The organism is Mycobacterium sp. ZZG (assembly GCF_054786995.1).
Genome location: NZ_JBTBFV010000015.1, coordinates 87,134 through 101,066, shown reverse-complemented (window position 1 = coordinate 101,066; position 13,933 = coordinate 87,134). Strand labels below are relative to the sequence as shown.

12 protein-coding genes and 1 pseudogene are annotated in these 13,933 nt (G+C 69.5%); 4 read left to right on the top strand and 9 right to left on the bottom strand.

Annotated elements, in window-relative coordinates:
* The 4 genes from ACXMYJ_RS11630 to ACXMYJ_RS11615 all read right to left on the bottom strand — a co-directional run.
* On the bottom strand, window positions 1-1,017 hold a 1,017-nt coding region (locus tag ACXMYJ_RS11630), incomplete at its 3' end, for an IS256 family transposase (RefSeq protein WP_460356260.1).
* A gap of 171 nt (window positions 1,018-1,188) precedes the next feature.
* Window positions 1,189-2,046, bottom strand: coding sequence for an endonuclease domain-containing protein (locus tag ACXMYJ_RS11625; RefSeq protein WP_460356258.1), 858 nt, complete (start codon window positions 2,044-2,046; stop codon window positions 1,189-1,191).
* A gap of 139 nt (window positions 2,047-2,185) precedes the next feature.
* Entirely contained in the window at window positions 2,186-3,811 is a 1,626-nt protein-coding gene (gene groL, locus ACXMYJ_RS11620) for a chaperonin GroEL (protein ID WP_460356256.1), read from the bottom strand.
* A gap of 177 nt (window positions 3,812-3,988) precedes the next feature.
* Window positions 3,989-4,549, bottom strand: coding sequence for a TetR/AcrR family transcriptional regulator (locus ACXMYJ_RS11615; protein WP_460356272.1), 561 nt, complete (start codon window positions 4,547-4,549; stop codon window positions 3,989-3,991).
* Window positions 4,550-4,666: 117 nt separating this feature from the next.
* Between ACXMYJ_RS11615 and ACXMYJ_RS11610 the strand changes: the two genes are divergently transcribed.
* Together ACXMYJ_RS11610 and ACXMYJ_RS11605 are read left to right on the top strand one after the other, a co-directional pair.
* On the top strand, window positions 4,667-5,569 hold the full coding sequence (locus tag ACXMYJ_RS11610; protein WP_460356254.1) for an SDR family NAD(P)-dependent oxidoreductase: 903 nt from the start codon (window positions 4,667-4,669) through the stop codon (window positions 5,567-5,569).
* A 152-nt stretch (window positions 5,570-5,721) separates the two neighbouring features.
* Window positions 5,722-7,446 carry a DEAD/DEAH box helicase gene (locus tag ACXMYJ_RS11605; RefSeq protein WP_460356251.1) on the top strand — a complete coding sequence of 575 codons (1,725 nt, stop codon included), beginning with the start codon at window positions 5,722-5,724 and terminating at the stop codon, window positions 7,444-7,446.
* 40 nt (window positions 7,447-7,486) lie between these two features.
* Here the strand turns inward: ACXMYJ_RS11605 and ACXMYJ_RS11600 are convergent, their stop codons facing one another.
* The 5 genes and pseudogenes from ACXMYJ_RS11600 to ACXMYJ_RS11580 form a co-directional block, all read right to left on the bottom strand.
* On the bottom strand, window positions 7,487-7,957 hold the full coding sequence (locus ACXMYJ_RS11600) for an SRPBCC family protein (protein WP_460356249.1): 471 nt from the start codon (window positions 7,955-7,957) through the stop codon (window positions 7,487-7,489).
* Window positions 7,958-7,986: 29 nt separating this feature from the next.
* Window positions 7,987-8,921 (bottom strand): annotated as a pseudogene (locus tag ACXMYJ_RS11595) (TIGR03621 family F420-dependent LLM class oxidoreductase).
* Window positions 8,922-9,737, bottom strand: a complete 816-nt coding sequence (locus ACXMYJ_RS11590; RefSeq protein ID WP_260756771.1) for an HAD-IIA family hydrolase — start codon at window positions 9,735-9,737, stop codon at window positions 8,922-8,924.
* 46 nt (window positions 9,738-9,783) lie between these two features.
* Window positions 9,784-11,193 carry a PH domain-containing protein gene (locus tag ACXMYJ_RS11585; protein WP_460356269.1) on the bottom strand — a complete coding sequence of 470 codons (1,410 nt, stop codon included), beginning with the start codon at window positions 11,191-11,193 and terminating at the stop codon, window positions 9,784-9,786.
* A gap of 56 nt (window positions 11,194-11,249) precedes the next feature.
* Complete coding sequence (locus ACXMYJ_RS11580) at window positions 11,250-11,732, bottom strand: PH domain-containing protein (protein ID WP_260756770.1); 483 nt, start codon at window positions 11,730-11,732, stop codon at window positions 11,250-11,252.
* A 42-nt stretch (window positions 11,733-11,774) separates the two neighbouring features.
* Here ACXMYJ_RS11580 and ACXMYJ_RS11575 point away from each other — a divergent pair, with 42 nt between their 5' ends.
* Complete coding sequence (locus tag ACXMYJ_RS11575) at window positions 11,775-12,692, top strand: SDR family NAD(P)-dependent oxidoreductase (protein ID WP_260756769.1); 918 nt, start codon at window positions 11,775-11,777, stop codon at window positions 12,690-12,692.
* Window positions 12,692-13,900, top strand: coding sequence for a molybdopterin molybdotransferase MoeA (moeA, locus tag ACXMYJ_RS11570; RefSeq protein ID WP_260756768.1), 1,209 nt, complete (start codon window positions 12,692-12,694; stop codon window positions 13,898-13,900). Before ACXMYJ_RS11575 ends, moeA begins: the two co-directional genes overlap by 1 nt.
* Window positions 13,901-13,933 lie beyond the last annotated feature (33 nt).

Sequence of the window (13,933 nt, the reverse complement as noted above, 5' to 3'; positions counted from 1 at the left end):
CTGCGGGTTGTTGGACCAGATCTGGCGCCAGATCTGCTTGGGGAACGCGGTGAACGCGAGTAGGTCTGGCCGGGCTGCCTCCAAGTGATCAGCGACCTTGGGCAGTTTGTCGGCGAGCGCGTCGATGATCCGGTCGTATTGTGCAGCAACGGATTCCGCGTCGGGTTGGTCGAACACCGAATGCAATAGGGTGCGTACCCAGGGCCAGGACGCCTTCGGGGTGACGCTCATCAGGTTGGTCGTGTAGTGCGTTCTGCAGCGCTGCCACGTCGCGCCGGGCAGGGTGGCGCCGATCGCGGCCACCAGGCCGGCGTGGGCGTCACTGGTGACCAGTTTGACCCCAGACAGTCCGCGGGCGGTCAGCGACCGCCAGAACGTCAACCAGCCGGCCCCGTCCTCGGCGGTCGTGACGTCGATACCGAGGATCTCGCGGTAGCCCTCCTTGTTGACCCCGACCGCGATCAGGGCGTGCACGTTGACCACCCGGCCCTGCTCGCGGACCTTGAGGACCAGGGCGTCGGCGGCCACGAACGTGTACGGCCCGGCATCCAGGGGGCGGGTGCGGAACGCTTCCACGGCGGTGTCGAGTTCCTTGGCCATCACCGACACCTGCGACTTCGACAACGACGTGATGCCGAGAGTTTCGACGAGCTTGTCCATCCGCCGCGTCGAAACCCCGAGCAGGTAGCAGGTCGCGACCACCGTCGTCAGAGCCCGCTCCGCGCGTTTGCGGCGTTCCAGCAGCCAGTCCGGGAAGTACGAGCCCTGCCGCAGCTTCGGGATTGCGAGATTCAATGTTCCCGCGCGGGTGTCGAACTGGCGGTGCCGGTAGCCGTTGCGGGAGTTGGTGCGCTCGGTGCTGCGCTCGCCGTAGCCGGCGCCGCACAGGGCGTCGGCCTCAGCACCCATCAGGGTGTGGATGAACGTGGCCAGCAGCTCGCGCAACACGTCGGGATGGGCGGTGGTGAGTCGTTCGGCAAGCACCGCGGGCAGGTCGATATTGTGGGCAGTGGTCATCGCGTTGATTCCTTTGCTCGAGTGACTTTGGTCGGTCTCTCGAAGAATCACGCGATGACCCTCAATCAGTCGGCTACGACACGCCGGTACCGCTGATCAGGTCCGACTCGTACACCACTCTGCTGGACGCAACCCACCGCTGCATACGCTCTAGCCCGCCGAGCGTGGGCCCTATGCACGGAGACTGCCGGATATCTGCGCATAGGCCCCACGTTCGATCAGTTTGGCGCGAACGCGTTCGACGATGACCTCGGGCCGGCGCAGCATGTCACTACTGACCCGTATCAGGGCCCATCCCGCAGCCTCCAGCAGTGCGAGTCTCTCGATATCCCAGGACCTCTGGCTGCGGTCGTTCCAGTGCTGGACACCGTCGTACTCGACGGCGACCTTCCACTCACGCCATCCCATGTCAACACGAATACGCAAGTCTTTGAACACGATCTGGGTCTTCGGGCGAGGCAGTCCACCGCGCACCAGGACAAGCCGCACCCTGGATTCCTGCGGCGATTCCGCACCGCCGTCGACGAGGTCCAGCAGCCGGGGTATCCCCGCGACACCGCGGGCACCCGGGTGCGCCGCAGCGACGGCTGCGATCTCAGCCGCAGAGACGCGTGTCGCGTTCATCAGCGCGTCGATGACCGGTATCGCCTGATCGGGTGGGCGGGTACGGCCGATATCGAAGGCGGTGCGTGCGGGTGTCGTCGCGTCGACGCCGGCGACGAGGCATGTCTCTTCAGCCGCCAAATGCCATGAGTGCGCGACAATGCCTGCGGCTGAGTGCCGGTCGGGGCGAACGATCTCTGCGGGTGCGGTCGCATCGATCCACTTGGTCCCGAAGACAGCGGCAGCCGACATCCCGCCGAGAACGGCGCCCGTCGCCAACCACGCGCCTTCCGCTTTGATCCGGGCTGTGACTTCGACGTCCTTGGGAAGGTAGACATCACGGAAGATCGCGCGGTAATGGCGAGCCAGGCCACGGCGGGTGAGGCGGCCATTGCGCACAGCGGCACTGCCCAGAAAAGGTTCCACACCCCCGACCGTCGCCACGAGTGCCGACGAAAGTGGGCCTCCTGCACGCTTTTCGATGCAATCCTGTGCATAGGACCCACACTGGGGATGACGAAAGGCCCGGCCCCGCGAACGGGACCGGGCCTCTTCGTACAGGGACTTAGAAGTCCATACCGCCCATGCCACCGGTCGGGTCGCCGGCAGGTGCGGACGCCTTCTCCGGCTTGTCGGCGACGACGGCCTCGGTGGTGAGGAACAGCGCCGCGATGGACGCCGCGTTCTGCAGCGCCGAGCGGGTGACCTTCACCGGGTCGGCAACGCCGGCCTTGAGGAGGTCCTCGTACTCACCGGTCGCGGCGTTCAGGCCGTGACCCGCGGGCAGGTTCGACACCTTCTCGGCGACGACACCGGGCTCCAGACCACCGTTGAAGGCGATCTGCTTGAGCGGAGCCGACAGCGCGACACGCACGATGTTGGCACCGGTGGCCTCGTCACCCTTGAGGCCGAGGTCGTCCAGCGTAGGCGCCGACTGCAGCAGGGCCACGCCGCCACCGGCGACGATGCCCTCCTCGACGGCTGCCTTCGCGTTGCGGACGGCGTCCTCGATGCGGTGCTTGCGCTCCTTGAGCTCCACCTCGGTGGCAGCGCCGGCCTTGATCACCGCAACACCGCCGGCCAGCTTGGCCAGGCGCTCCTGCAGCTTCTCGCGGTCGTAGTCGGAGTCGCTGTTCTCGATCTCGGCACGGATCTGGGCCACCCGGCCGGCGATGGCCTCGGGGTCACCGGCGCCCTCGACGATGGTGGTCTCGTCCTTGGTCACGACGACCTTGCGGGCCCTGCCCAGCAGCGAGACGTCGGCGGTCTCGAGGGACAGGCCGACCTCTTCGCTGATGACCTGGCCACCGGTGAGGATAGCCATGTCCTGCAGCATTGCCTTGCGACGGTCACCGAAGCCCGGGGCCTTGACGGCGACGGACTTGAAGGTGCCGCGGATCTTGTTGACCACCAGGGTCGACAGGGCTTCGCCCTCGACGTCCTCGGCGATGATCAGCAGCGGCTTGCCGGACTGGATGATCTTCTCCAGCAGCGGGAGCAGATCCTTGACGGTCGACACCTTGGAGGCGACCAGCAGGATGTAGGGATCCTCCAGGACGGCTTCCTGGCGCTCGGCGTCGGTCACGAAGTAACCCGAGATGTAGCCCTTGTCGAAGCGCATGCCCTCGGTGAGCTCGAGCTGCAGGCCGAAGGTGTTGCTCTCCTCGACGGTGATGACACCCTCGTTGCCGACCTTGTCCATGGCCTCGGCGATGAGCTCGCCGATCTGGGTGTCGCCCGCGGAGATCGCGGCGGTGGCGGCGATCTGCTCTTTGGTCTCGACCTCCTTGGCCGACTTCAGCAGCGTCTGGGTGACGGCCTCCACGGCCTTCTCGATGCCACGCTTGAGGCCGAGCGGGTTGGCGCCGGCGGCCACGTTGCGCAGGCCCTCACGGACCAGTGCCTGGGCGAGCACGGTGGCGGTGGTGGTGCCGTCACCCGCGACGTCGTCGGTCTTCTTGGCGACTTCCTTGACCAGCTCAGCGCCGATCTTCTCGTACGGGTCCTCGAGCTCGATCTCCTTGGCGATGGACACACCATCGTTGGTGATCGTCGGGGCGCCCCACTTCTTCTCCAGGACGACGTTGCGGCCCTTGGGGCCGAGCGTCACCTTTACCGCGTCGGCGAGGCTGTTCAGACCCCGCTCGAGGCCGCGACGGGCCTCTTCGTCATACGCAATTGTCTTGGCCATTGCGAAGTGTTTCCTCCGGATTGGGGATGCACGTCTTGTCGGTCGGAATCGATGCCCGCGACGGACGGCTGGGGCTGTGCTCGCAGATGCGGCCCCGACCTCACCGGTCCGACCTAGCACTCACCGGTCGCGAGTGCCAATTGCATTCTTAGCACTCGACCTGGGTGAGTGCAAGGTTCAGTCGGCTCCCGCCGGGGCCCGCAAGCCGTCTTCGACCACCCGCGCCACCCTGCCTGCGACATCGTCGCTGTAGAGCTGCGGCACTTTGCACACCACCAGCAGGGCCTTGATCTCGGCGACCCCCACGTCGGCCCGAACCGTACCCGCCCGCTGCGCGGCACCCAACAGGTCGCCGAGCAAGCCGAGGAACGCCTCCTCGGCCCCCGGCGCCACGGTCTCCAGATCGACGCCGTAGCCGACGAGCGCGTCGACCAGACCGTGGTCGGTGGCCCCGGTGCGAATCATCTCGCGCAGAAACGCGAACAGGGCTTCACCGTCGCCGACGGTGGCAAGCAGGTCGCGCGCTCGCGCCTCGATCCGGTGCAGCCGGTCCTCGGCCACCGCAACGAACAGCGCCTCCTTCGTCGGGAAATGCCGATACACCGTGCCGGCACCCACCCCGGCCCGGCGCGCGATCTCGTCGATCGGGACGGCCAGCCCCTCCGCGGCGAAGGTGTCGTAGGCGACCTCGAGGACCCGGGCGCGATTGCGCGCGGCATCGGCCCGTAACGGGCGCATCGAGGTCACCGCGATTTCCCTTCAGGCGAACACGAAACGGGGCGTGCGTTCCGTATAGTCGGAGCAACCGGAGCGATTGCCCCGTTTACCGAGTGTATCGAGCCCCAGGAGAAAGACATGACCGATTGGACCGCCGCCGACATCCCCGACCAGACCGGCCGCACCGCCGTCATCACCGGCGCGAACACCGGCCTGGGCTTCGAGACCGCCAAAGCGTTGGCCGCCCGCGGCGCCCACGTGGTGCTCGCGGTGCGCGACACCGAGAAGGGCCGGCAGGCAGCGTCCCGCATGGACGGTGACGTCGAGGTCCAGGAGCTCGATCTGACGTCGCTTGCCTCCATCGGCGCTGCCGCGGAAGCCCTGAAGAACCGCTACCAGCGCATCGACCTGCTGATCAACAACGCCGGGGTGATGACCACCCCGAAGGGCACCACCGCCGACGGCTTCGAGCTGCAGTTCGGCACCAACCACCTCGGGCACTTCGCGCTGACCGGCCTGCTGCTGGAGAAGTTGCTCGATGTCCCGGGCGCACGCATCGTGACCGTCAGCAGCAACGGCCACAAGATGGGCGGCGCCATCCACTGGGACGACCTGCAGTGGGAGCGCAGCTACAACCGGATGGGTGCCTACACCCAGTCCAAGCTGGCCAACCTGCTGTTCACGTACGAACTGCAGCGCAGACTCGCCCCGCGTGGCAAGACGATCGCGGTCGCCGCGCACCCCGGGACGTCAACCACGGAGCTGGCGCGCAACCTTCCCAGGCCGGTCGAACGCGCCTTCCTTGCCGCCGCCCCCGTCCTGTTCGCCCAGACCGCCGACCGGGGCGCGCTGCCGACGCTGCGCGCCGCGACCGATCCGGGCGTGCTGGGCGGGCAGTACTACGGACCGGACGGCATCGGCCAGCAACGGGGCAACCCCGTCGTGGTCGCCTCCAGCGAGCAGTCCTACGACATGGCGTTGCAGCAGCGGCTGTGGGCGGTCTCCGAGGAATTGACCAAGGTGGTGTTCCCGGTCGGCTGAGGCGGCAAGCTCACACCGTGTCCCTGGCCGTGGGCGCCTTCGGACACGCCGCGCCAGGACACGCCGCAGAAATGCGGTGGCGGAACCGCCTGCCCTAGACTGCATTCCGGTTTCGCCGTTAGAGACGGCACATTCGTCGGGAGGAGTCGTGGGTGCGGGCTGATCCAGCACCCACGGCTGGCGGCGCCGCCGCGCCCAGCACCCAGGCGTTGCGCGGCTGGCAGCGACGGGCCCTGGTCAAATACCTGACGGCCAAACCGCGCGATTTCCTCGCCGTCGCGACCCCCGGCGCCGGCAAGACCACCTTTGCGCTGCGCATCGTCGCCGAGCTGCTGGCCGAGGGCACGGTCGAGGCCGTCACAATCGTGGTGCCCACAGAGCACCTCAAGATCCAGTGGGCACAGGCCGCCGCCCGGCACGGCATCGCGCTGGACCCGAAGTTCTCCAACTCGAACTCACAGACGTCCTCGGAGTATCACGGCGTCGTCGTCACCTACGCCCAGGTGGCCAGCCACCCGACCCGGCACCGGGTGCGCACCGAGAACCGCAGGACGCTCGTGGTCTTCGACGAGATCCACCACGGTGGTGACGCGAAGAGCTGGGGCGACGCGATCCGGGAGGCGTTCGACGACGCGACGCGCCGGCTCGCGCTGACCGGCACCCCGTTCCGCAGCGACGACAGCGCGATCCCGTTCGTCACCTACGAAGAGGACGCCGCCGGGTTCAGGACTTCGGTGGCCGACCACACCTACGGCTACAGCGACGCACTGGCCGACGGGGTGGTGCGGCCGGTGATGTTCATGGCCTACTCCGGCGAAGCCCGCTGGCGTGACAGCGCCGGCGAAGAACATGCGGCGCGCCTCGGTGAACCGCTGACGGCGGAGCAGACCGCGCGCGCCTGGAAGTCGGCTCTGGATCCGAAGGGCGAATGGATGCCCGCAGTGATCGCGGCCGCCGACAAGCGGCTGCAGGGCAAGCGTCAGCACGTGCCCGACGCCGGCGGCATGATCATCGCCACCGACCAAACGGCGGCCCGCGCATACGCCGACCTGCTCACCACGATCACCGGCGAAGTGCCGACCGTGGTGCTCTCCGACGACAAGGGCGCCTCAGACCGCATCTCGGAGTTCTCCGCGGGCACGTCGCGCTGGCTGGTCGCGGTGCGCATGGTGTCCGAGGGTGTCGACGTGCCTCGGCTGTCGGTCGGGGTGTACGCCACGAGCGCGTCGACGCCGCTGTTCTTCGCGCAGGCCATCGGACGGTTCGTGCGCTCCCGCCGGCCCGGCGAGACCGCCAGCATCTTCCTGCCGTCGGTGCCGAACCTGCTGCTGCTGGCCAGTGAGATGGAGGCGCAGCGCAACCACGTGCTGGGCAAGCCGCACCGCGAGACGCTGGAGGATCCGCTCGACGCCGAGTTGCGCGAGCAGAAGCGCGACGAGCCCGGCGAGGAAGAGAACAAGATCGAGTACCTCGGCGCCGACGCCGAACTCGACCAGGTGATCTTCGACGGGTCGTCGTTCGGCACGGCGACCCCGGCCGGCAGCGACGAGGAGGCCGACTACCTCGGCATCCCCGGCCTGCTCGACGCCGAGTCGATGCGGGATCTGTTGCGGCGCAGGCAGGAAGAACAGCTCACCAAACGCACCGAAGCCGGGGTGCCCGCCCCGAGGACCACACACGGCCAGCTGCGCGAGCTGCGCACCGAGCTCAACACGCTGGTGTCGCTGGCTCATCACCGCACCGGCCGCCCGCATGGCTGGATCCACAACGAGCTGCGACGCCGCTGCGGCGGCCCGCCGGTGGCGGCCGCCACCCGCGAGCAACTGCAAGAGCGGATCGCCGCGGTCCGCGTGCTGCAACGCGAATTGACCGCATAGCGCGCCTTCAACGCGACAGGCGCGAACCGCACTCTCCAGATCAGCCAACGGCCAGCTTGGCGAGGTTGGCCAGCGAGGTGTGCAGATGCTCGACGGGGAACGGCGGGAACTCGATGTGCTCGCGGAGGCCGGCGTCTACCGCCGACCAGTCGTAGGTCAGCGTGACCCTGGTCTGCCGCGGGCCGGCGGGCTCCAGGTCGTAGTTCCAGGTCCATCCGCCGTACTCGACGACCCCGTCCTCGCCGGCCTGTCCCGGCTCCCAGCCGATCGCTCGGTCGGGTTCGAAGGACAGCACCTTGTTGGCCATCTCGTAGTGGCCGTCGGGATGGTTCGGGTGATACATCGCCATCCGGAACATCTGTCCAGACCTGGTGATCACTTCGCCATCGAGGGACTCGCGTACCCAGCCGGTACCGTCGATCGCGGCGTGATTGGCGGGGTCGGCCAGCACCGCGAATACGGCGGAGGCAGGGGCATCGACGATCGTGTCAGTAATCAGTGTCTCGGTCATGCGGGTTAGACCGCCGCCGAGGGCAGGACTCATCGCAGCAGCGCGATGACCTCCGCGATGTCAGGCAGCGCCGACTCTCTCCCCGGTAGTTCGTCGAACACCGTCCAGTAGCCGATCCCGAACTCGCGCTGCCGCTGCACGAGTTGCTCGGCCATCTGCTCGTGAGTCCCGAGCAGCAGGAACGGCGAGTCCAGCAAGGTGTCCGGGTCGGTGTCCAACGTCTCCGCGAGCTCGGCGGCGGCGCGGCGCCGGTCGGTGGTGACGACCACCGCCTGGATCAGCGCGTTGAGTTCGATGTGTGCAAAACGCTGCCCCGCCGCATCCCGCACGACGGAGATCCGGTTGGCCAGGCCTGCACCGTCGAAGTGGCTGAGCCGCACTCTGGTGGCGTCCCGGTTGTGCGAGATTCCGGCGAACCCGACGATGTCGGCGACCCCCGACCGGCCAACCGCAGCACCCGGGTTCCGTTGCCGCCGACCAAGATCGGCACCGGCCGGGACGGCACGGCGACGATCTCCCCCGCCGCCGCGTGCACGTGGTAATGGTCGCCGTCGAAGTCGACGGCCTCCCCGGCGAGCAGCCCCTTGATGACGGCCACCGATTCGGCGAGCCGCGACACCCGGACGGCGCCGCCGTCGAAACGCAGTCCCGCCGCGTCGTATTCGGACTTCATGTGCCCGGCGCCGATACCGAGTTCGAACCGGCCGCCGGAGACGATCGCGACACCCGCACTCTCCCGCGCGGTCTCGACCGGATGGCGGAAGTCGTTGTTGAGCACCAGGGTTCCGACCCGCAGCCGGGACGTCACCGCCGCGGCGGCTGCCGCACCGCTGAACGGCGACACCGTCGGCGCCAGATGATCGGCGAAGGTCAGCACGTCTATTCCGGTTGCCTCGACCCGCTGGGCGAACTCCCGGGCGCAGACACCGTCGCGGGGCAGCGCGGTGGTCAGTCCGAACCGCATCTACAGCCCCAGCAACGCGGGCAGATCCGCCACCGAATCGATGACGTGGTTTGGCTGCATGGCGAATTCGTCTGCCGCCCAACGGTCCAGGGTGTCCTGGCGGAACTTACCGGTGCGCACCAGCACCCCCGTCATACCGACCACCTGACCGGCCAGCACGTCGTTGTTGAGGTCGTCGCCGACCATGTACATCTCCTCGGGGTCCACGCCCAGCCTGGCCGCCGCGGACAGGAAGCCCTCCGGCGCCGGTTTGCCGACGGCAGTCGCCTTGCGGCCCGAGGTCTCTTCCATCCCGATCAGGTACATGCCGGTGTCGACGCGCAGACCGTCGGTGGTGGTCCACGCGGTGCTGCGGTGCATCGCCACCACGGGCACGCCCTGGGCCATCCAGTCGTAGACCCAGGACAGCGTCAGGTGGCTGTATTCGGGGCCGGCACCGCCGAGCAGCACGACGTCCGGCGCCTCCGGGGCCCGGGGACCGGTGAACTCCGACGAGTAGACGATGTCGATGCCCGGCATGTCCTCGGCGATCTGGCCGCTGTTGACCAGAAAGCAGCGGGCGTCCGGATAGCGGTCCCGAACGTAGTCGGCGGTGAGCACCGCGGCCGTGATCACCTCGTCGGAGCGCACCGCCATCCCTGCCTCGGTCAGCAGATCGGCGATCTGCGCCCGCGTCCTGGTGGTGGTGTTCGTCAGATACGCGCACGCGATCTGGTTGTCCGCCAAGGTGCGCAGCGTCTCCGCGGCGCCCGGGATCGGCTTCCACGACGTGACCAGCACGCCGTCGATGTCGAAGAGAACCCCGCCGATCGCCATGTTGCGACAGTAAACCGCCGACGGGCGCACGCAACCTGAGACCCGGCTACCCGCGCGCCCACGACGTCGTACCGACCCACGGCGACGTCATCGCGGCGATGGACCAGGCGAGCTCGGCTGGGACGTCGACGACCTCGTAGCGCTTCACGCCCGCCGCGGTCGCGGCGATCAGGGTCGCCACCCCCGCCCTGCGCTGCAGCAGCGACTGCCGCACCGTCCATCCCACGATGCCGGCTGCGGCCACGCAGTCGCGGCGCCGCGCCAGACTGCCCGCCCTGGCCACCAGCCACCCGCCGCCGGCCCGGTGGCCCAGCGCCCGCGCCCGGTCGTGGGCCAGGCCGGCAGCGATCACCGCGAGCAGCACGGGCAGCGCCCAGGCCCACAGCGCGACATCGCCCGCCACCGCCGCCACGGCCAGCGCCAACGCGACGCCGGCGGGCACAGCCATGGCCCGGGTCCAGCGCCGCCGGGTCGCCGCCGGACCATGTGTGCGCAGCGGTCCTGTCACCGCGCCGGGATCGTCGATCAGGTCCATCAGCACCGCTTCGGCGGTGCCGCGCGGGCACGGCGGAAGCAGCTGCGAGGCCTCCCCGGCGCCGGCAACCCCGGTCATCACCGCATCCAGGCGCGCGCCGCCGAACAGGCGCACCAGCAGCGGTTCTCGCAGGGTGCCGCCCCGCAGCCGGCGCATGTCGAAGGTGTGCTCGCGCAGCCGCACCAGACCGTGCGACAGGTGCAGCACCTCGGCGTCGCGCCGCAGAATCAGATTGCCGTACCTGAGCAGCGACTGCGTCACCGACAGCGCCACCGACGCGAACACCACACCCAGGACGACCGCGACCACCGCGCCGATCACGCCGAGGCGCTGCGCCACCCGTTCACCTTCCGCGACCAGTGCCGAATCGCGCACCGCCGCAAGTACTCCCGGCTGCGAGATCACTCCGAGTGCGGCGATGATCATCACCAGGCCGGCCGAGGTCAGCGGGCTGTACCGCAACCAGGACGGCTGCCACCGCGCCAGCAGCCGGGTCGGTTCGGCGCGCCCGGGTGGCTCCAGCGACTCCGCGAGCAGGGTCGCGCGCAGCCTGGCCACCTCGGAGGTCGGCACCGCGTCAAGCTCGAAATCGTTGTCCCCCTTGGCTTCCTGCCCGGTACTGACCCGAAGCACGGTCAGCCCCAACAGCCGGTGCAGCAGCCGGGCGTCGGTGGACACCGACCGGATCCGGTTGCGGGGCACCGACAGCACGTTCCGCTGCAGCACCCCGGTGCGCAGTTGCACATCCTCGGCACCGATCCGGTACATCGTGGTGAACCAGCGGGCCAGGCCGTAGGCCACCACCATCCCGACCCCGGCCACCGCCCACAGCGGGTTCCCCGTCGCCGAGCCCAGCACCAGCGACCCGATCAGCACCGGGATCTGACGGGCCACCTCGTGCACCGGATGCACGAGCAGCATGCGAGGGCTCAGCCGGGACCACGCGGTACCTGCATCGCTGTTGGCGTCCGGGGTGCTCACGTGGCGTCCTCGGCACCCAGGGCGGCGATGTCGGTCAGCCGGGCCACCACCTGATCGGCGACCTCGGCGTCCAGCGCGACGATGCGCACCGCTCCGGCCGACGACGCCGTCGTCACCGTCACGTTGGACAAACCGAACAGCCGGTCCAGCGGGCCGCGGTAGGTGTCCACGGTCTGTACCCGGGAGATCGGTGCGATGCGGCGCTCTTGCACCAGCCACCCCGACCGGGTGTAGACCGCGGTGGAGTCGAGATCCCAGCGGTGCACCCGGTACCGCCACAACGGCGCGACCGCCACCGACACCGTGGCGCCCAGCACGGTGCCGATCGCCAGCAGCACGTGCAGCCACGGCAACCGACCGTCGACGGCGAACCACACCGCCTGCGCGATCGCCGCCATCGTCCACGGGACGGCTGCCCCGATGGCCCAGACAAGCGGCGCTTTCCGGCTCGGCGGATGCGCCGGTTCGACCAGGTGCACGGCTCCGAGACTAGTTGCGCGCCCAGACCGTAAGTTAACCCCATGACTTCCAAATGGACCGCCGCCGATGTGCCCGACCAGTCCGGCCGGGTCGCCGTCGTCACCGGCGCCAACACCGGTATCGGTTACGAGACAGCCGCGGTGCTGGCGGGCAGGGGCGCGCGTGTCGTCATCGCGGTGCGCAACCTGGACAAGGGCCGCAAGGCCGCCGACGACATCGCACGACGGCATCCCGGAGCCGACGTCACGCTCCAGGAACTCGACCTGTCGTCGCTGGCCAGCGTCCGCGAAGCCGCCGACGCGCTGCGGCTGGCATTCCCCCGCATCGACCTGCTGATCAACAACGCCGGGGTGATGTACCCGCCCAAGCAGGTCACCGCCGACGGGTTCGAGCTGCAGTTCGGCACCAACCACCTCGGGCACTTCGCGCTCACCGGGCTGTTGCTGGACACGCTGCTGGACGTGCCGGGCTCCCGGGTGGTGACCGTGGCCTCCATCGCCCACAACATCCGGGCCGGCATCCGCTTCGACGACCTGCAGTGGGAGCACGGCTACAACAGGGTCGCGGCGTACGGCCAGTCGAAGCTGGCCAACCTGATGTTCAGCTACGAGCTGGCGCGTCGCCTGGCCGCCAAGGGCGCCCCGACGATTGCGGTCGCCGCGCACCCGGGAATCTCGAACACCGAGCTCATGCGCCACATCCCCGGCTCGGGCCTCCCCGGGTTCTCGAAGCTGGCCGGGCTGGTCACCAACAGCCCCGCCGTCGGAGCTCTGGCGACGCTGCGCGCGGCGACCGATCCGGGCGCGCGCGGGGGCCAGTACTACGGGCCGTCCGGCATCCGGGAACTGGTCGGCCACCCGGTGCTGGTGTCGTCGAACGCGATATCCCGCGACGAGGACGTGCAACGGCGGCTGTGGACGGTGTCCGAGGAACTGACCGGTGTGAGGTACGACCTCTGATGCGGTCGGTCGACGAACACCGGCGCGTGGTCGCGTCGCTGGTCACGGCGCGGCCTTCGGTGACGGTCCCGGTCGCCGACGCGCTGGGACTGGCGCTCGCCGACGACGTGGTGGCCCCGCTGTCACTGCCGGGCTTCGACAACTCCGCGATGGACGGGTACGCGGTGTTCTCCGAGGACATCGCGAGCGCCACCGAGGCCGCGCCGGTGCGGCTTCCGGTGGCCGAGGACATCCCCGCGGGCCGCACCGACGTCCCCACCCTGCGGCCCGGCACCGCGCACCGCATCATGACCGGCGCGCCGCTGCCCGCCGGGGCGACGGCCGTCATCCCCGTGGAAGCCACCGACGGCGCGACCGACACCGTGACGATCCGCGCCGCCACCCGGCCCGGGCAGCACATCCGACGTGCCGGTGAGGACGTCACCGCGGGCACCACGGTGCTGCGGGCCGGCCAGGTGGTCACCCCGGCCGCGCTGGGCCTGGCGGCCGCTCTCGGTATCGGCGAGCTGACGGTGATCCCGCGCCAGCGCGTGCTCGTGGTGTCCACCGGCACCGAGCTGGTCGCCGCAGGCCGGCCGCTGCAGCCCGGGCAGATCTACGAGTCCAACGGGGTGATGCTGGCCGCCGCCGTCCGGGAAGCCGGGGGCGAGGTCATCGCCTGCCCGATGACCGGCGACGACGTCGACGCGTTCCGTGACGTGCTGCGCCGCCATGCGGGCGAGGCTGATCTGATCGTCACCACCGGCGGTGTCAGCGCCGGCGCCTACGAGGTGGTCAAGGACGCGCTGACCGAGGGCGGCGTCGAGTTCACCAAGGTCGCCATGCAGCCGGGTATGCCGCAGGGCGCCGGCCGGCTCGACGGCCCGGCGCCCGGCGTCCCGATCGTCACGCTGCCGGGTAACCCGGTCAGCGCGCTGGTGTCCTTCGAGGTGTTCGTGCGCCCGGCGGTACGCGCCGCGATGGGCCTGCCCGACACCGAGCGGCCGCGCCGCACCGCGATGCTGACCGAGGACCTCGTCTCACCGCGCGGTAAACGGCAGTTCCGGCGCGGCGTATTCGACCCGGTCAGCGACACCGTCACCAGTTACGGCCCCCCGGCGTCGCATCATCTGCGCTGGCTGGCCTCGGCGAACTGCCTGCTCGAACTCGACGAGGACACCGCCGAGGTGGCGGCCGGGTCCCGCGTACAGGTCTGGGACCTGCGATAGCGGCGGGGGACCCTGCGACAGCGCCGGGGGACC

Excerpts from the sequence above, each read along its gene's own strand:
- ACXMYJ_RS11600 (WP_460356249.1), bottom strand. The coding sequence starts at position 7,957 with ATGACCGAGACACTGATTACTGACACGATCGTCGATGCCCCTGCCTCC.
- ACXMYJ_RS11585 (WP_460356269.1), bottom strand. The coding sequence starts at position 11,193 with ATGCTGCTCGTGCATCCGGTGCACGAGGTGGCCCGTCAGATCCCGGTG.
- groL (WP_460356256.1), bottom strand. The coding sequence starts at position 3,811 with ATGGCCAAGACAATTGCGTATGACGAAGAGGCCCGTCGCGGCCTCGAG.
- ACXMYJ_RS11575 (WP_260756769.1), top strand. The coding sequence starts at position 11,775 with ATGACTTCCAAATGGACCGCCGCCGATGTGCCCGACCAGTCCGGCCGG.
- moeA (WP_260756768.1), top strand. The coding sequence starts at position 12,692 with ATGCGGTCGGTCGACGAACACCGGCGCGTGGTCGCGTCGCTGGTCACG.
- ACXMYJ_RS11610 (WP_460356254.1), top strand. The coding sequence starts at position 4,667 with ATGACCGATTGGACCGCCGCCGACATCCCCGACCAGACCGGCCGCACC.
- ACXMYJ_RS11590 (WP_260756771.1), bottom strand. The coding sequence starts at position 9,737 with ATGGCGATCGGCGGGGTTCTCTTCGACATCGACGGCGTGCTGGTCACG.
- ACXMYJ_RS11615 (WP_460356272.1), bottom strand. The coding sequence starts at position 4,549 with ATGCGCCCGTTACGGGCCGATGCCGCGCGCAATCGCGCCCGGGTCCTC.